This is a genomic window from Candidatus Manganitrophus morganii, from assembly GCA_021651055.1.
Taxonomy (GTDB): Bacteria; Nitrospirota; Nitrospiria; order SBBL01; family Manganitrophaceae; genus Manganitrophus; species Manganitrophus morganii.
This window is the reverse complement of sequence record JAJHOH010000001.1, coordinates 1,414,018-1,432,001: the sequence shown is the minus strand read 5'-3', so window position 1 is coordinate 1,432,001 and position 17,984 is coordinate 1,414,018. Positions and strand designations below refer to the sequence as shown.

The following is a 17,984-nucleotide window of genomic DNA, read 5'->3' as shown; positions in this document are numbered from 1 at the left end:
CATGGAGAAAAGAGGAAAGAAACGGGTCCTGAAGCGGCTGTCGGTCCGATTTGGCACTCAAAAGCCGGACCACATTGCGTTTACCCATGATCTTTCCTCAACCGGTATTTTTCTCAAAACGACCACTGTTTTCCCACCGAATACAAGACTTCAAATCGAGCTGACCCTGCCCGATAATAAGGTGATCCATGTGCGCGGCATCGTCATGTGGGCGAAGCGGATTCCCCCTGCCTTTAACAGGGTCATCCAAAAACATGGAATGGGAATTCATCTTCTCAACATTCCGGATGAATACAAAGCACTGATTGACCGTCTGCATCTCTAGACTTCTTATTCGGAGAGAGCGGGCTATTCTGTTCTTTTCTGAGGATAAGGAGGGACGATATGGATTATGCGATCGGTTTTAAAGGAGTTCTTCCTTCACATTGATCGCCGCCTTCTCGCGAAGGGCGAGGGTGTAGGCGTTCAGCGCTCTTTGCTTTTTCTGAAAAAGCAGGTCTGAGGCGGCCCGATCCGGGTCTGGGTTGGCGGGGTTGCTCTTTTTTGCGTCTTCTTCCTCTGAAGGGGTCAGCGCGACCGACTCCTTCACGATCGTTTTCACTTTTTCAATCAATAATTCTTCCCGATGTTGCCGTTCGAAGCCTTCGGGGGTATAATGTTCTCTGGCGAGAACGAGACGGTAAACCGCCGGGTCGAATTTGCCCTCTTTCTGGAAGCCGGGAAGCTCGGTGATCGAGCGCTTGAGTTCCTCATCGCTCACCACCAGCTTCATCCGACGCGCCTCCTGCAGCCAAAGTTTTCGGTCGACGAGCTCGTCGATCACCCGTTTTCGCAGGTCTTTATCGTCGAATTTATCCTGAAAGACCTCCCGGTAGAAGTCGGACGCGTTTTTATAGGCGCGCTGATACTCCTCAATGGAGACGGAGGCGCGGTCCACTTTGGCGATGGCGTTGTCTTCGGTCTGCTCGAAGCCCCACCATCCCATGGTGGCGGTGAACACGACGGCGAGTCCGATCATGACGAGCCGGAAGAACCAGGGATTTTCGATGGCTCCTTTACGAATGACCTTTAGCAAGTGATCCTCCTTTTTGCGGAGGTTAGGATAACATCAGTCGGTACAAAAAGCAACCCCGCCGGCCGCGAAGCGGCGACATTTTTCTTAAACATTTTTTATTTTTTGATGTATAATGGCATCTATTTTATGATCGGACGAAAGGTCCTTGTGTTGACGGAGCTGGGTGAGGAGGTAGCAGGTTCTTGGGTCTATCCTAAAGCGAGTGTCCTCCATCGGTTTATCGCTAAATTCCTCGATTTATTGGTTGTTGCCGCGATCTATGAAATACCGCTTCGAATCAGCTTTCTGGCAGGGCTTTCCTACCTTTTGATTTCTGACGGTTTTGGCGAAGGGAGAAGCATCGGGAAACAGCTGATCGGTCTTCAGATCATTACCCCTGCAACGCGAAAAAAAGCTTCCTTCAAGGAATCGATTATCCGCAATTTCCCGCTGGCGACCGCCTATTTACTTTTTTACCTCCCTTACATCGGTTGGCTGTTCTCATTGATGGTTATCGGTTTTGAAGCGTTGTTGATGATCGGCAATCCGAAAGGGTTGCGGGTTGGGGACGAATTGGCGAAGACGCAGGTGCTCGATCACGCTGTGTTCGAATCTTTAGAAAAATAATGAGGGGATGATGGGACTGACAAGCAGCATCTTGGGGTGGTTTTCAAACGACTTGGCCATTGATCTGGGGACCGCGAACACGCTGGTTTACGTGAGGGGGAAGGGGATCGTCATCAACGAGCCTTCGGTGGTGGCGATCGAGCGAAAATCGGGAAAGGTGGTCGCGATCGGGGCGGAGGCGAAAAAGATGCTGGGGCGCACCCCCGGAAACATCGTCGCCATCCGGCCGATGAAAGACGGCGTGATCGCCGATTTCGAAATCGCCGAGAAGATGCTGAATCACTTCATCAAGAAGGCTCACAATCGGAACACTTTCGTCCGCCCCCGTGTGATCATCGGGGTTCCTTCGCGGGTCACGCAGGTGGAGCAGCGGGCGGTGCGCGACTCCGCGGAACTGGCGGGGGCGCGCGAGGTTTATCTGATCGAGCAGCCGATCGCCGCCGCCATCGGCGCGGGGCTTCCGATTGCCGAGCCGTCCGGAAACATGGTGGTCGATATCGGCGGCGGCACGACCGACATCGCCGTCATCTCTCTGGCCGGCATCGTCTACTCGGAATCGGTGAAGGTGGCGGGAGATAAGATGGACGACGCCATCGTCAACTACATCAAGCGAAAATATAATCTTCTCATCGGAGATCACATGGCCGAGCAGATCAAATTCGAGATCGGCTCCGCCTATCCGCTGGAAGAGAAGAAGACCTATATGATCAAAGGGCGGGATTTGATCTCCGGAATTCCGAAGACGCTGGTGATCGATGACGGGGAGATCCGGGAAGCGCTCGCCGAGCCGATCTCCGCCATCGTCAATGCGATCAAGGTCGCCTTGGAGAACACCCCCCCGGAGTTGGCGGGGGATATTATCGATCGCGGAATCGTCTTGACCGGGGGAGGATCGCTTTTGCGGGGGATGGATATCCGCCTGCGTGAAGAAACAAACCTCCCGATCATTACCGTCGACAATCCGCTCAATACCGTGGCGCTCGGAACGGGAAAGGCGCTCGATCAGCTGAGTCTCCTCCGACGGATTTCAATCGCCTCGCAATAATTTAGAAGCGGGGCGTTTTTATCCAGTAAAGGCACGTTGTTTTAGGAGGGTTTTCAATCGCACAGCTAGGTCAGCGGATGCTTCGCCGCCGAAATATCTATAAACGTTTCCTCATTCTCTCTTTTATCCTCGGTCTGACGATCATCTTTATCTCTCCCGAGCTTCAAAAAAGGCCGTTGCGATGGGTGGAAGTCCCGATCGGAGGGGTGGTCTACTACGTCCAGCAGGGAACCCATGCGGTGCTCGACGGGATCGGCGGTGTCTGGAACGGCTATATCAACCTGATTCACGTTCAGCAGGAAAACCAACAGCTTCGCGAGGAGATCGGTCGGCTTCGGGGGGAGAACAATCTGTTAAAAGAGGAGGAGGTCCTCGCCGAGCGGCTCCAGGGGATCCTCGATTACAAGCAAAGCGCTCCCTTCAACCTCGTCGCAGCCTCTGTAATCGGTCGGGAGCCGAGCCATTGGTATCAGACCGTCATTGTCAACAAGGGGGAGGCCGAGGGAATCAAGGTCGATATGGGGGTGATCACTCCGGAGGGGGTCGTCGGGAAGGTGATCAAGACCGGACCGCGCCATGCGCAGGTCCTCCTCCTGACCGACCGGAACAGCGCCGTCGCAGCGATTGTGCAGCGGACCCGGGATGAAGGAATCGTTCAGGGGATCGAGGAGGGGGCTGTTCGTCTGAAATACCTCCCCCATTTCTCGGAGGTGGTGGTCGGAGATGTTCTCGTCACCTCCGGGCTCGAAGGAAGTTTCGCGAAAGGTCTTAAGATTGGGGAGATTGAAAAAGTGGAAAAAAAGGAGCATGAACTCTTTCTTCAGGTAAAGGTGACCCCTCAAATCAGTTTCTCAAAACTTGAAGAAGTCCTGATTATTACTTCAACCGACGAGAGAGATGAATGAAATGGTTTTTCCGAATCACGATCTTTCTTCTTCTGATTCCGGTCCAGACCCTTCTCTTGGAGAAAATTCAGATCGCAGGGGTCAAGCCCGATCTTGCTTTGATCTTGGTTTATTGTTTTAGTTGGGCCAAAGGAGAAATTCATGGTCTGCTTTGGGGGGTTGCCCTGGGGGGGCTGATCGATCTTTTTTCCGTTGGACTCCTCGGCGTGAATTTTATCTTGAAAACAACGATCGGTCTTACGATCGGAATGCTGGGGAGATCTTTCTTGAATCTCTCCTTGCTCTGGAATGTGCTGATTTTCTTTTTTATTTCGATTTTGCATGACTTCCTCGGAACCCTCTTGGTGGAAGGAATGAGAGAGGGGAGCCTCTTTCTGATGATTCAACCCAATATGGTTGGAAGAGCCCTCTATAATTCCCTTTTTGCAGTCGGGCTTTTATTCCTCTTCTCGAAGAGAAGCGGTGAGAAAGGATCATTCGATCATGCGGGAGTCCTATTTTCCGCAGGAGGAAACACGAGATCTACAGAGTAGGATCTATTGGCTCTTCGGCCTGATCGTCCTGGCGCTCTGCGGCCTTCTGCTTCGGGCGTGGTACCTGCAGGTTGTCAAAGGGAAGTTCTACTACGAGCTCTCTGAAAACAATCGGATCCGGGTGGTAGAGACCCCCCCTCCCCGCGGCCTGATCTACGATCGGAACGGCGCCCTCCTGGTGAATAATGTCCCCAGCTTCAACCTCTACGTCGTTCTCGGCGACATGCCGGATCAGACGGAGGTTCTCTCGCGTCTGGCCGACCTCATCGGTATGCCTCAGGAAGAAATCGTGCGAAGGGTTACTTTCAAAAAGGAGGACCCTTTCTTTCCGATTAAAATTAAAGACGACCTGACAATGAAAGAGGTGGCCCTGATCGAGGGCCATGGACTTGATCTTCCCGGCGTGAAGATTGAGGCTGAATTCAAGCGGAATGCCATCCATGGAAACCTGGCCGCCCACCTTCTCGGCTACGTCGGCGAAATCACGCAGTCGCAGCTTGAATCGGGAAGTTATCAGAACCTTAAACGGGGGGGGATTATCGGGCAGTACGGCATTGAACAGAGCTTTGACGCGGTCATCCGCGGAATTCCCGGCCAGAAACGGATTGAGGTCGACGCCCTCGGCCATGAGATTCGCGTCTTGGAGGTCAATGAGCCGCAGCGGGGGAACGATGTTTTTCTGACGTTGGATCTCAATGTCCAAAAGGTGGCGGAAGAAGCGTTGGGAGGTCGAAACGGAGCGATCGTGGCGATGGATCCTAGGAACGGCGAGGTCCTCGCCATGGTCAGTCATCCGGCATTTAATCCTAATCTCCTCTCGCAGGGGGCTTCGTCCGAGGCATGGGAAGCCATTCTAAAAGATGAGGGGCGTCCTTTGACGAACCGGGTGATTCAAGGACAATATCCGCCCGGATCGACCTTTAAGATCGTGATGGGCGCCGCCCTCCTTGAAACGAAAGAGGCCTCTCCGGCGAGCCGGGTCGAATGCCGCGGATTTCTCCACTTTGGAAATCGAAATTTCAGAGACTGGAAAAGAGGAGGCCACGGGACGGTCGATCTTCACCGGGCGATGGTCGAATCGTGCGACGTCTATTTCTATGAGATGGGAAACCGCCTCGGTGTCGATAACATTGCCAAGTTCTCTCATCTCTTCGGCCTGGGGCACCCGACCGGGATTGAGCTTGCTTCCGAAAAGGGGGGGTTGATTCCAAGCACCGAGTGGAAACGGCAGGCCCGCAAAGAGCCGTGGTATCCGGGAGAGACCCTCTCCGTTTCGATCGGACAGGGCTATGTGTCGACGACGCCGCTGCAGCTCGCGATGATGACCAACGTGGTGGCGAACAAGGGGATTTCGCACCCGCCGCAGATCCTGAAGAAAGTACGGGATCAAGTGACCGGATCGATCCAGGAGATCCCGACCGCGGAAGGAAAACGAATCCCCATCTCGCCGGAGACGTTTCGGGTCCTGCACGCTTCTTTGGCCGGCGTCGTCTCCGACCCGCATGGGACGGCCAACGGATCGAAGTCTCAGTTCGTCTCGATCGGAGGAAAGACCGGAACGGCGCAGGTGATCGGAATGAAGGGAGGGGTGCACGGAAAACTTCCCGATAAGTTTAACGATCACGCCTGGTTCGTTGCATTCGCGCCGGTGGAGAGTCCGAAGATTGCCGTCGTTGTATTGGTAGAGAACGGAGGCCACGGCGGTTCGGCCGCAGCGCCGCTCTCCAAAAGGTTGATCGAGGCCTATCTCGGTATCGCCCCTCCGTTGGAGCCGATCACCGTTAAAAGCCCGGCGCCCCCTCCGAGTGCCATTCCAAGCGAGGGTTAAGTGAGCCGATTGGTAAGGATTGTAAAATGATTGATCGAAGAAGCATCGCCGGCTACGACTGGCTTCTCTTTGTGGTCGTGATTCTTATTTTGGGGATCGGCGTCGTCTCGATATACAGCGTCACGTCCGCCTCCGAGGCGCGCTCGCCGCTCTACATGAAGCAGATTTACTGGATCATTCTCGGCTGGGTCGTCTTCCTGGTGATGGCCTGGATCGACTACCATGAGATCGCCCGGTTCGCTTACCCGATTTATGCGGTGACCCTGCTCCTGCTGGTCCTGGTCCTTCTGATCGGACGAACCGTTCTGGGGGCCCAACGGTGGCTCTCATTCGGCTTTTTTAACATGCAGCCTTCGGAGCTGGCGAAAATCAGTCTTTTGCTGGTCTCGGCGAAATACTTTTCAGACTATTTTCCGAAAAAAGGGTTGAACCTCCGGCAGCTGTTGGTGCCGGGAAGCCTGGTCCTCTTGCCGATGCTCCTGATCCTTAAGCAGCCCGATCTCGGCACCGCATTAGCAATCTCCTCGGTCTTCTTCAGCATGGTCTTAGTGATCGGGTTGCGCTCCAAGTTCCTGATCTATTTCTCCCTCATGTCTCTGATGATGTTCCCTTTCTTATGGCAGTTTTTCTGGAATCGTCTCAGGGGTTATCAGCGGGAACGCCTCCTGACCTTCGTCGATCCGACCAACGATCCGACCGGAACCGGTTATCACATCATCCAGTCGAAGATTGCGATTGGATCGGGGGGGCTCTTCGGGAAGGGACTCTTCGGGGGGACCCAGAGCCAGTTGAAGTTTCTTCCGGAGAGCCACACCGACTTCATCTTCTCGGTTTTCTCCGAGGAGTGGGGCTTCGTCGGAATTTTCATTTTCTTTATGCTCTTTTTCTTTTTGCTCCTTTGGGGGGTTGAGATCGCTTACAAGGCCAAAGATGTGCTCGGGTCGCTCCTGGCGGTCGGGATCATCGGCCTGATTTCGTTTTATTTCCTGGTGAACGTCGGGATGACGTTGGGGGTCATGCCGGTCGTGGGAGTTCCGCTCCCGCTGGTCAGTTACGGGGGAACCTCCATGGTCACCACGATGGGTTTGCTTGGCCTTCTTTTCAATGTTAAACTGAGACGATTTATGTTATTTTACTGATTCATGGGGAAACTCTGGTGTTTCGTTCCCGGTTGGGACGATGCACGATGAGACACCCCCCTACGTATTGAGGATTCTTATGGCTATTGAGATTGTGATCAATTCAACCCGCGAAGAGACACGGGTCGCCCTTCTCGAAAATAAGATTGTTACCGAGCTCTATTTCGACCGGAAAAAAGATCGCGGCATCGTCGGCAACGTTTACAAAGGGAAGGTCGTCAAGGTTCTGCCGGGAATGCAGGCCGCCTTTGTCGATATTGCCACCGAGAAAGCCGCCTTCCTCTACGTCGCCGATGTCATGACCAACATGGACGATTACGGCCATATGATGGAAGAGGCCGAGGAGGTCGAGGAAGAGCCGCTGGAGTTCGAAGAGACATCCGAAGCGACGCAGGTCCCGGTCATGACGCGGCCGAAGAAGGGCTCTTCCCAGACGATTGAAGATCTCCTCCAGGAGGGGCAGGAGGTGGTCGTCCAGGTTTCCAAGGAACCGATCGGAACGAAGGGTCCGCGGGTGACCACCTACATTTCCCTTCCCGGACGTTACCTCGTCTACATGCCGACGGTCAACCATGTCGGGGTTTCTCGCCGGATCGGCCGGGAGGACGAGCGTCATCGGCTGAAGGACATGATCCTCCGGCTGAGGAAACCGGGGGCCGGATACATCGTTCGAACCGTGAGCGATGGCATCACCGAAGAGGAGTTCAAACAGGATATCGAATTCCTGGAGGTGGTTTGGCAGAACATTCTTAAGAAGCGGGATAAATTGCCGGCGCCTGCCTTGCTTCATACCGACCTCGACCTGGTCTTCAGAACGGTTCGAGACCTCTTTACGAAAGATGTCGACAAGCTGACCATCGACTCCAAGCCCGAATATGAACGGATCAAAGAGTTTGTCGGCACCTACCTTCCGAGCTTTCTCCCACGTGTGGAGCTCTGGGATAAGGATGAGCCGGTTTACGACGCCTACGGTCTTGAGATGGAAATCTCCAAGGCGAAGAACCGGCGGGTCTGGCTGAAATCGGGAGGATACATCGTCATCGATCATGCTGAAGCGCTGACGGTGATTGACGTCAACACCGGCCGGTTCGTCGGGAAGCGCGATCTGGAAGAGACGATTTTGAAGACCAACCTGGAGGCGGTGAAGGAGATCGCCTACCAGCTGCGCCTTCGGAATATCGGCGGGATCATCATTATCGATTTCATCGATATGGAAAAGGAGAAGAACCGCGAGAAGGTCTTCAATGCCCTCCACGACGCGGTCAGCACCGACAAGGCCCGAACCCATCTCTTAAAGATCTCCGAACTCGGCTTGGTGCAAATGTCCCGGGAGCGAACCCGGGAAGATATCCTGCGGATCCTTTGCGAGCCCTGTCCGTATTGCGAGGGGAGAGGCTATACCAAGTCTCCCACCACCATCTGCTACGAGATCTTTCGGGAGATCCGCCGGATCGGCTCTTCTCCCCGGGACAAAAAGATCATCATCGGGGTCCATCCGACCGTCGCCAATCTTCTCTACGACGAAGAGCGGCATGGGGTGGAGGAGTTGGAGCGGGAGTATCATAAGAAAATCATCATCAAGGCCGACTCCAATCTCCATATCGAACAGTATGATATTGTGACCCTCTGATTCCTACGTGACTCATACCAAAAGGGTGGGATGCCTTCGCGTTCCCACCCTTTTTATCTCCTCGTCATAAGGATTTACCCTACCGGTTTCGATACTTGCCTGCATATTTTGGGATCCGGTTTGCACACTTTTCTCATCGTTCTTCGAATCTCTTTTTTAAATCCTGCTAAATCAGGCGAATAAAGAGACGGTCCTGTTATTGCAATTTTTGTCTCCCACCGAAGCGCCGAGACGGCCTCGGATTATTGGGGGCCTTCCATTGATTCAAAAGATGCAATTCCAGCCACTGCTGTTGTTCGTTCTCTTGCTCCTTGCCGCGTGCGGCAGCGGAGGAGGGGGGGAGATTGGGGCTCCGACCGTTTCAGAAACGACTCCTCCGAACCAGGCGACGAATGTCGGGGTTGATTCTCATATCACTGCCAAGTTTTCTTCATCGATCGATCCGGTCACGGTGAATGACAAGACCTTCATCGTGATCGATATGACCGGAACAGTCGACTATCGCGATAAAACAGCGATTTTCACCCCTTCCTCCCCATTCGAGAGGGGAAGGCGGTACAACGCGATCCTCACCACCGGGATCAAAGACCTCGACGGCATTCCCCTTCCATCCAACTTCACCTGGGCCTTTGAAACGGAGGGTGGTCCCGATACAACCCCTCCTTCGATTGAGGCGACCGTTCCAAGGGACCAAGCGAACGAGGTATCATCCACCTCTTCGATCCGGGTTGTTTTCTCGGAGCCGATCGATTCCACCAGCATTCATGAAGGGACTTTTTTCGTGAACGGGGTCACGGGGACCTATAGTTATGACGAGCCGAATCGAACGGCGATATTAATCCCCTCGCGGCTTTCTTCTTCGGCCGTGATCACGGTCACTATGACAAGGGGTGTGACCGATCTGGCCGGAAATCCATTGGAGAGCGATCATACCTGGTCTTTTACGACTGCCTCCGGCTCCGACCGGACCCCTCCCCGCATCATTACGAAAACCCCCGGCGAGAACGTCCAGAACGTTTCAGTCAACAGCAACATCTCGGCGACTTTCGATGAGGATATCGATCCGGCGTCGCTTCAGTCTCATTTTATTTTGACGGGACCCTCCGGAGAGGAGATTCCGGTCCGCCTCTCGTATAATGTGGGATCGAGCACGGCGACCCTTGATCCGGAGGCCGATCTGGCGTTCGACACGAGGTATCAGGTCTTTATAAGGGGAGGGGTCAGAGATTTGAGCGGCAATGCCACCTCTTCGGATGTCAGCTGGTTTTTCACCACCGGCCGGGCCCCTGATATCACCCTTCCCGTGTTGACCGAACAGCAGCCGGGAGGGGACGGCGTGCCGGTCAGAAGCTTGATCACGGTCACTTTGAGTGAACCGATCAAACCTGAAACATTGAGCGGAAACTTTATCGTCAGCAGCAATCAGGGGAGCTTCCCCGGCCAGATCAGCTACGATGCCCGCTCCCTCCAGGCGTTCTTCAACCCCTCCGGGCCGAGGCTGGAGTACAACACCACTTATACCGTTCTTCTCACGCAGGGAATCGAAGACCTCGCTGGGAACCGGCTCGCGCAGGTCAGTTGGACATTCACCACAATCGATCCCCCGCGGGTGGAGGAGATGTCTCCCGCCGGGCAGGGGGTCTCGACCGATCCGCCTCCTTCCATCCGGGCCGTCTTTTCTCGCGAGATGAGAGGGAGCAGCATCACTCAGAGCAGCTTTCAGGTTGTCCGTGTCGACCCGTTCACCCAACAGGGGGTCACCATTCCCGGGTCGATTTCCTATGCCAATGCGATTGCGACCTTTACCCCGAGCATTCCTCTTTCGGACAACACCCTTTACCGGGTGACCCTCACGACGGGAGTCGAGGATGCCAACGAAAACCCGCTTCCTGCGGAGGTGACTTGGACCTTTCAAACGGCGGCCCCGCCCGATCCGTCGCCGCGCGTCGCTTCGACGGCGCCGGCCGATGGAACCGTCGACGTCTCGGTCAATATTTCGGGTCTCTCCGCTCAATTTATGCGGCCGATCGATCCCTCGAGCCTTCTGGGCCAATTTGAGGTGCGGGAGACGAACGGGGTCTGCTGTCTGCCGAGGAGAATAGAATATGACGCTGGCCAGCAAAGGGCGATGTTGGTCTTCACCGGAGGACCGCTGGCATACAATACCTCCTATACGGCGGTACTCGGGGCGGGGATTCGATCCACCTCCGGGACGCCGATGGGGAGTGACTTTGTCTGGACCTTTACCACCGAGGCGGCCCCCGACGCCACACCCCCTTCGGTGACGGGGGGCGATCCCCCCGACGGCGCTCGCGACGTTCCGGCGACCGATCTCTCCGGGCAGCCGTTTCAGATCCGCGTCGATTTCAGCGAGCCGATTCTCTCTTCCACGGTGACCGCCGCAACGTTTGTCGTGAGGAGAGTCGAGTCGGAGTTCGATAAACCGGAAATCTCCGGGACCCGTCGAACGGAATCATCCTCTCTCTTTTTCGTCCCTTCCTTCCCTTATGATCCCGGAAAGACGTATGAGGTGACCCTGACCACCGGGATCACCGATCTGGCCGGAAACCCCCTTCCATCCAATGTTATTCGGTCGCTCACGACGGCGCCGTAAAGGCTTTCCATGCCGGGGTGCGGTCGCCATTTCTTCCAGATGCTTGTTCCCTTATACTCCGTAGTCATTGATTTTAATAGACTTTCATGGACGCTGTCTCCTCCATGATCCCCCTTTGGCTTGACAGTCCCCCGATCTTCTGTATAATGAACCCCCATTTCTGGCGAGGGGGGATGGAACGCTATCGATCTTGGTTGGCGTTGAAGCGGGTGACCGGCGTTGGGAACGTCCTCTATCGGCGGCTGCTCGACAGATTCAAGACGCCCGACGCGATCTTCGCCGCAGGTGAAGAGGCGCTTCAGACGGTGGCCGGGGTTTCCCTCGACCTTGCCAAGGCGATCTGCAGCTTTGCCGCGTTCGATCAGGTGGACCGTGAGATTGAGAAGCTCGATGCGTTGGGGGTAACGCTCCTCTCCCTTCAAGATCCCGATTATCCGCCGCTGCTTGCGGCGATCTATGATCCTCCCCCGTTTCTCTATGTGAAAGGAGACCCTCAAACCGCCAATCCCTATCCGGTGGCGGTGGTCGGAAGCCGGCGGGCGAGTCACTATGGGAAGACCGTGGCCGAACGGCTCAGCCGGGAGTTGGCGGAGCAGGGGGTGACGATCGTGAGCGGCTTTGCGAGGGGGATCGACACCATCGCCCATCAGGCCGCTCTGGCGGCGGGGGGGAGAACGATCGCGGTGCTCGGTTGCGGGATCGACCAAATTTATCCCCCCGAGCATCGGTCGCTCTCTGAGGAGGTCGTCGAGCAGGGGCTCATCCTTTCCGAGTTTCCGCTGGGAACGCCGCCGGATGGGCGCAACTTTCCTCAGCGGAATCGGATCATCAGCGGGCTCTCGCTCGGCTGTCTTGTCGTCGAAGCGACCCTGGAGAGCGGATCGCTGATCACCGCCCGGTGTGCTCTTGATCAGGGGAGAGAGGTCTTCGCCATCCCGGGGTCGATCCTCTCCGAGACCACGGCAGGAACCCACCAACTCATCCGATCGGGGGCCAAACTGGTCGAGCGGGTGGAAGATATCTTGGAAGAGATCCTCCCTCAGGTAAGGAGAGTCCCAAGAGAATCGGCCTTTGCCCCTGTGTTGGAGGGTGAGGAAAAAAAGCTTTATGATCTCTTGGGTTTCGAGCCGAAGCACATCGATCAGCTGATCCATGAAAGTACTTTATCCATTGCTGTCGTCTCCGGTTTGCTCCTGGCGTTGGAGCTGAGGGGAATTGCCCGCCAACTCACCGGAAAGTTTTATGTTAGAATATAGAAGAACAAAAGAGGGAAACGGAGGCTTTATTGGCCAAAGCAGTTAAAAAGAAAAAGGAATCGGGGAAGAGTGGCCCGGGAAAAGGAGCGGACACCAGTAGCCCGGCGAAAGGGGCGGTCGCCGGTGCCCGGGGGAAAAAGACGGCCACACGGACGAAGTCGCTCGTGATTGTGGAGTCCCCTTCGAAGGCGAAGACGATCTCGAAATATTTGGGAAAGCAGTTTTCTGTGATGGCGTCGGTCGGCCATGTAAAGGACCTTCCCAAGTCGCGGTTCGGCATTGATATCGATCATGACTTCGAACCGGAGTACACGGTCATCGACAAAAAGCGCAAGGTCCTCTCCGAAATTAAAAAGGCGGCCAAGGAGGCGGACAAGATCTACCTGGCGCCCGACCCCGACCGGGAAGGGGAGGCCATCGCCTGGCATATTCAAGAGGAGCTGAAATCGCGCAACGGCGATGTTTACCGGGTCCTTTTCAATGAAATTACGGAGAAGGCGATCCAGCAGGCGATGCAATCGCCCGGAAGGATCAATATGAACCGGGTCAACGCCCAGCAGGCCCGCCGGGTGTTGGATCGGATCGTCGGTTATCGGATCAGTCCGCTTCTATGGGAAAAGGTCCGCCGCGGTCTTTCCGCAGGCCGGGTCCAGTCGGTGGCGGTCCGTCTGATCTGCGAGCGGGAGGCGGAGGTCCTCGCCTTCGTTCCGGTAGAATATTGGAGCATCACGGCGAAGCTGCTGGGACCGAATCCCCCTCTATTCGTCGCCCGATTAATCCAGCGCGGAGGGCAGGCGATTGAGATGGGAAATGAGGCCGATGCGCAGGCGGTCCTTGATGCGCTCCGTCCCCTTCCCTTTGTCGTCTCCAAGATCGAAAAGAAGGAGCGGAAGCGAAACCCGACCCCTCCTTTTACGACCAGCCGGCTGCAGCAGGAGGGGGTCCGCAAGCTTCATTTCACCCCGAAAAAGACAATGATGCTCGCGCAACAACTCTATGAAGGGGTCGAGACCCAGGCGGAAGGGGCGGTCGGATTGATCACCTATATGCGAACCGACTCGGTCCGTGTCTCGCCCGACTTCCAGCAGGAGACAGCGGCGTGGATTCGCGGCAAGTATGGAAACGAGTATGTTCCGGAAGCGCCCCCGGTCTATCGGAGCAAGAAGGGGGCGCAGGAAGGGCATGAGGCGATTCGACCCACCTCGCTTGCGCGCGATCCCGAACAGCTGAAAGCCGATCTGACGAAGGATCAATACCTCCTCTATAAATTGATCTGGAACCGGTTTGTCGCCAGCCAGATGACTCCCGCCGTCTTCGACGTGACCCGGATCGATATCACCGCGGGGGATTTTCTGCTGCGGGCCTCCGGGGCGATCATCAAGTTCGCCGGCTTCTCCATCGTCTACATGGAAGGGAAAGAAGAAGGGATCCCGCAGGAGAAAAAAGAGGGGGAAGAAGCGGAGGACACCTCCGAAGAGGCGGTCATTTTGCCGGAGCTCTCGGTGGGGGATCGTCTTACGCTGCAATCGCTCGATCCGAAGCAGCACTTCACCCAGCCGCCCCCCCGTTACAACGAAGCGCTCCTCATTCATGATCTGGAAGAGAAAGGGATCGGGCGGCCGAGCACCTATGCCACGATCATCTCGACCATTCAGGACCGGGAATATGTCGAGAAGCGGGAGGCCCGTTTCTATCCGACCGAATTGGGAAAGGTGGTCAACGAACTCTTGATCCAGCATTTTCCGGATGTGGTGAATGTCGAGTTCACCGCCCAGATGGAAAATGAGCTCGATGGAATCGAAGACGGAGAAAAAGAGTGGGTTGAGACGGTCCGCGGGTTCTACGAGCCGTTTAGCAAAGAGTTTAATCGGGCGCAGGTCGAAATGCGGGATGTGAAGCGGGAAGAGACCCCGACCGACCTCACCTGTGAAAAGTGCGGCAAGCCGATGGTGATTAAATGGGGCCGATTCGGCCGATTCATCGCCTGCTCCGGCTATCCCGACTGCAAGAACACCAAGGAATTTGCCGAGACCGCCAATGGGATCGAAGTGGTGGAGAAAGAGACCGCCACCAACGAGGTCTGTGAAAAATGCGGCAAGCCGATGGTGATCAAAAACGGCCGCTTCGGCCGCTTCATGGCCTGCTCCGGCTATCCCGAATGTGAAAATACCAAGCCGATCAGCACCGGCGTCGCCTGCCCCGAAGAGGGGTGCGGCGGGGCCCTCATCGAAAAGCGAACCCGGCGGGGAAAGAACTTTTTCGCCTGCAATCGCTATCCCAAATGTACTTTTGCCCTCTGGGAGCGTCCTGTTCCCCGGGCCTGTCCGGAATGTAAAGCCCCCTTCCTCATTGAGCGTCGCGAACAGGGGGGCGGGATGAAGGTGGTCTGCCGAAACGAGGGGTGCGGCTTCGAAGATGCCGGTTGATTTTATCGCGTTCCTTCCCTTAGAATAACCCAACGTTATTCATTCAACGTGAATCGTTAAGCGTAAGAGAAAAATAACTCCTTCGTCACCGCTCTGTCTATTTTTGCGTTGAACGAATAACGATTCACATTTAACGTCTTTTAAGGATTAATGCATGTCTGAAAAAAAAATAATCGTCATCGGCGGAGGCCTGGCCGGTTCCGAAGCGGCTTGGCAGGCGGCGCAGCAAGGGGTTTCCGTCGTCCTCTACGAGATGCGGCCGGTCCGTCCGACCCCGGCCCACAAGACCGGAAACCTCGCCGAGCTGGTCTGCAGCAATTCGCTCGGCTCGCTCGACCCGAACAGCGCCCCCGGTCTTTTGAAAGAAGAGATGCGACGGCTCGGGTCGTTGATTATCCGGGCCGGCGAGGCGGCGCGTGTTCCCGCCGGGGCGGCGCTGGCGGTCGATCGAGAAATCTTCTCGCAGGAGATTACCAAGGCGCTCCAAAGTCATCCCGGGATCACCGTGTTGCATGAGGAGGTGAAGGAGATCCCGACCGATGGGATCGTCATCATGGCGACCGGCCCGCTGACCTCCGACGCTTTGGGGGAGTCGCTTCGAAATCTGACCCGTTCCGACTACCTCTACTTCTTTGATGCCATCTCTCCGATCATCGACGCGGAGAGCATCAACGACGAGATGACTTTTCGCGCCTCCCGCTACGACAAGGGAGGGGACGACTACCTCAACTGCCCGATGGATGAGGCGCAATACAATGCCTTTTATGATGCATTGATGGCGGGCGAAAAAGTAGAGGCGAAAGAGTTTGAGAAGGTCCCCTACTTCGAGGGATGTCTTCCGATCGAGGTGCTGGCGGAGCGGGGCCGGCTGACCCCGGTCTTCGGTCCGATGAAGCCGGTCGGTCTGGTGAATCCCAAGACCGGGAAAGAGCCGTTCGCCGTCGTTCAGCTACGGGCGGAGAACCAGTTCGGGAGCTGTTATAACATGGTCGGCTTCCAGACCAAGCTGAAGTGGCCGGAGCAGAAGCGGATCTTCCGGATGATTCCGGGCCTGGAGGAGGCGGAGTTTTTAAGGCTCGGAAGCCTCCACCGGAATACCTTCATCAACTCGCCTCGTCTTCTCTCCGAGACCCTCCAGATCCGAACGCGGCCGGGGCTCTTCATGGCGGGCCAGGTGGTCGGGGTGGAAGGGTATGTCGAATCGGCGGCGATGGGGGGGCTGGCCGGAATCAACGCGGCGCGCCTGCTTCACGGCGAGAAGACCGTCATTCCGCCGAAGACGACGGCGCACGGAGCGCTCATCCAATACATCACGCAGAGCCACCCGGCTTTCTTCCAGCCGATCAATACCAATTTCGGCCTCTTCCCGCCGCTCGATGAAAAAGAGAAGGGGCCCGGGAAGGGAAAACTGAATAAACAGCTTCGCCACCAGAAGGTGGTCGAACGAGCCCTCGGAGAGCTCTCTCAATGGATCGCGCAATACACGATTTTGCCCGATATCTCCAGATAGAGGAAAATGTCTCGCCCCATACTTATCGGAATTATCTCTCCGATTTGGCCGCGTTTAAGGCGTTTCTCGTCGGAGCGCCGGAGAAGGAGTCGAAAGCGCCTTCTCTCGAGTCGATCGACCATCTGATGATCCGCGGCTATCTGGCCGCGCTCCAGAAGCGGGGGGCGAAGAAGTCGACGGTCGCCCGGAAGCTCGCCGTCCTTCGCTCCTTTTTTCAGTATCTGGTCCGCGAGGGGCGGCTTTCGTTGAACCCCGCGAAGCGGGTCCTTCGCCCCAAGCTGGAGAAACGGCTGCCGAAGTTTCTCACCGTCGATCAGGCGCAGGCCTTGATGACCGCCCCTTCCGGAGAGGGATGGATCACACGGCGGGACCGGGCGATCCTCGAGACCTTTTATTCGACCGGAATCCGGATCTCGGAGCTGGTCGGATTGAATCCCGACGATATCGATTTCGATTCGGGGATGGTGAAGGTCTTCGGCAAGGGAAGGAAGGAGCGGATCGTTCCGATCGGGCAGAAAGCGATCGACGCGCTCCGCGCCTATTTAACCGCTAGGCCTTTTTCGGCCGAGGCGCTTTTCAACAATACGCGGGGAGGCCGGCTGACGGTGCGAAGCGTCGATCGGATCGTTAAAAAGTATGTCCGCCAGATCGATCAACCGAACATGGTTCCCCATGGCCTGCGGCATACGTTTGCAACACATCTGCTCGAAGGAGGGGCCGACCTCCGGTCGGTCCAGGAGATGCTGGGGCACGCGAGCCTCTCGACGACACAGCGGTATACGCACCTTCAGATCGATCATCTGATGCAGGTGTATGATCGGGCTCATCCGAGGGGAGACGGGAATGGTATTGGGAGTAAGGAGTAAAGCGTGACAGGTGAAGAAAACAAGGTCCGGTCGACCACGATTCTCTCCGTCCGCAAGGACGGACGGGTGGCGATGGGCGGAGACGGCCAGGTGACGTTCGGCCAGACGGTGATGAAGCACAATGCCAAGAAGATCCGGCGGATCTATAATAACTCCATCCTTGCCGGGTTTGCGGGGGCGACGGCCGACGCCTTCACGCTGGTGGAGCGCTTCGAGGGAAAGCTGGAGCAGTACCACGGCAATCTCACCCGCGCGGCGGTCGAGCTGGCCAAAGATTGGCGGACTGATCGGATTCTCCGGCGGCTGGAGGCCTTTTTGGCGGTGGCCGACCGGGAGCACTCGCTGATTATCACCGGCACCGGCGACGTGGTGGAGCCCGACGATGGGATTCTATCGATCGGATCGGGCGGACCCTATGCTCTTGCTGCGGCACGGGCGCTGATGGAGGCCTCCTCTCTCGATGCCCGCGGCATTGTCGAGCGGTCGATGGCGATCGCCGGCGATATTTGCATTTATACGAATCGAGAAGTTATTATTGAAGAGTTATAAAA

The 17,984-nt window shown here is 56.2% G+C and carries 15 protein-coding genes; 14 read left to right on the top strand and 1 reads right to left on the bottom strand.

Going from position 1 to position 17,984, the window contains the following annotated elements; translation table 11 throughout:
* Position 1 precedes the first annotated feature (1 nt).
* Positions 2-325 carry a PilZ domain-containing protein gene (locus tag MCM46_06300; GenBank protein MCG3111420.1) on the top strand — a complete coding sequence of 108 codons (324 nt, stop codon included), beginning with the start codon at positions 2-4 and terminating at the stop codon, positions 323-325.
* A 78-nt stretch (positions 326-403) separates the two neighbouring features.
* Here MCM46_06300 and MCM46_06295 read toward each other — a convergent pair whose 3' ends face one another.
* Positions 404-1,075: a SurA N-terminal domain-containing protein gene (locus MCM46_06295; GenBank protein ID MCG3111419.1), complete on the bottom strand. Its 672-nt coding sequence runs from the start codon at positions 1,073-1,075 to the stop codon at positions 404-406.
* Here MCM46_06295 and MCM46_06290 point away from each other — a divergent pair, their 5' ends adjacent.
* The 13 genes from MCM46_06290 (at position 1,076) to hslV (ending at position 17,982) form a co-directional block, all read left to right on the top strand.
* Positions 1,076-1,681 carry an RDD family protein gene (locus MCM46_06290; protein ID MCG3111418.1) on the top strand — a complete coding sequence of 202 codons (606 nt, stop codon included), beginning with the start codon at positions 1,076-1,078 and terminating at the stop codon, positions 1,679-1,681.
* A 10-nt stretch (positions 1,682-1,691) separates the two neighbouring features.
* Complete coding sequence (locus MCM46_06285; GenBank protein MCG3111417.1) at positions 1,692-2,726, top strand: rod shape-determining protein; 1,035 nt, start codon at positions 1,692-1,694, stop codon at positions 2,724-2,726.
* A gap of 77 nt (positions 2,727-2,803) precedes the next feature.
* Positions 2,804-3,631, top strand: a complete 828-nt coding sequence (gene mreC / locus MCM46_06280) for a rod shape-determining protein MreC (protein ID MCG3111416.1) — start codon at positions 2,804-2,806, stop codon at positions 3,629-3,631.
* The gene (gene mreD, locus MCM46_06275; protein MCG3111415.1) at positions 3,628-4,164 is read left to right on the top strand and encodes a rod shape-determining protein MreD; all 537 of its coding nucleotides are present in this window, start codon (positions 3,628-3,630) and stop codon (positions 4,162-4,164) included. Before mreC ends, mreD begins: the two co-directional genes overlap by 4 nt.
* The gene (gene mrdA, locus MCM46_06270) at positions 4,115-5,992 is read left to right on the top strand and encodes a penicillin-binding protein 2 (protein ID MCG3111414.1); all 1,878 of its coding nucleotides are present in this window, start codon (positions 4,115-4,117) and stop codon (positions 5,990-5,992) included. The genes mreD and mrdA overlap by 50 nt, the downstream gene beginning before the upstream one ends.
* Positions 5,993-6,018: 26 nt before the next feature.
* Positions 6,019-7,131: a rod shape-determining protein RodA gene (rodA, locus tag MCM46_06265; protein MCG3111413.1), complete on the top strand. Its 1,113-nt coding sequence runs from the start codon at positions 6,019-6,021 to the stop codon at positions 7,129-7,131.
* Between the two features lie 79 nt (positions 7,132-7,210).
* Entirely contained in the window at positions 7,211-8,761 is a 1,551-nt protein-coding gene (locus MCM46_06260) for an Rne/Rng family ribonuclease (protein ID MCG3111412.1), read from the top strand.
* 271 nt (positions 8,762-9,032) lie between these two features.
* Positions 9,033-11,375: an Ig-like domain-containing protein gene (locus MCM46_06255; GenBank protein MCG3111411.1), complete on the top strand. Its 2,343-nt coding sequence runs from the start codon at positions 9,033-9,035 to the stop codon at positions 11,373-11,375.
* A 173-nt stretch (positions 11,376-11,548) separates the two neighbouring features.
* Complete coding sequence (gene dprA, locus MCM46_06250) at positions 11,549-12,631, top strand: DNA-processing protein DprA (protein ID MCG3111410.1); 1,083 nt, start codon at positions 11,549-11,551, stop codon at positions 12,629-12,631.
* 29 nt (positions 12,632-12,660) lie between these two features.
* Complete coding sequence (topA, locus tag MCM46_06245; protein MCG3111409.1) at positions 12,661-15,057, top strand: type I DNA topoisomerase; 2,397 nt, start codon at positions 12,661-12,663, stop codon at positions 15,055-15,057.
* 154 nt (positions 15,058-15,211) lie between these two features.
* Positions 15,212-16,567, top strand: a complete 1,356-nt coding sequence (gene trmFO, locus MCM46_06240) for a methylenetetrahydrofolate--tRNA-(uracil(54)-C(5))-methyltransferase (FADH(2)-oxidizing) TrmFO (GenBank protein MCG3111408.1) — start codon at positions 15,212-15,214, stop codon at positions 16,565-16,567.
* Positions 16,525-17,433: a tyrosine recombinase XerC gene (gene xerC, locus MCM46_06235; protein MCG3111407.1), complete on the top strand. Its 909-nt coding sequence runs from the start codon at positions 16,525-16,527 to the stop codon at positions 17,431-17,433. Before trmFO ends, xerC begins: the two co-directional genes overlap by 43 nt.
* A 72-nt stretch (positions 17,434-17,505) precedes the next feature.
* The gene (gene hslV, locus MCM46_06230) at positions 17,506-17,982 is read left to right on the top strand and encodes an ATP-dependent protease subunit HslV (protein ID MCG3111406.1); all 477 of its coding nucleotides are present in this window, start codon (positions 17,506-17,508) and stop codon (positions 17,980-17,982) included.
* The last annotated feature ends 2 nt before the right edge of the window (positions 17,983-17,984 follow it).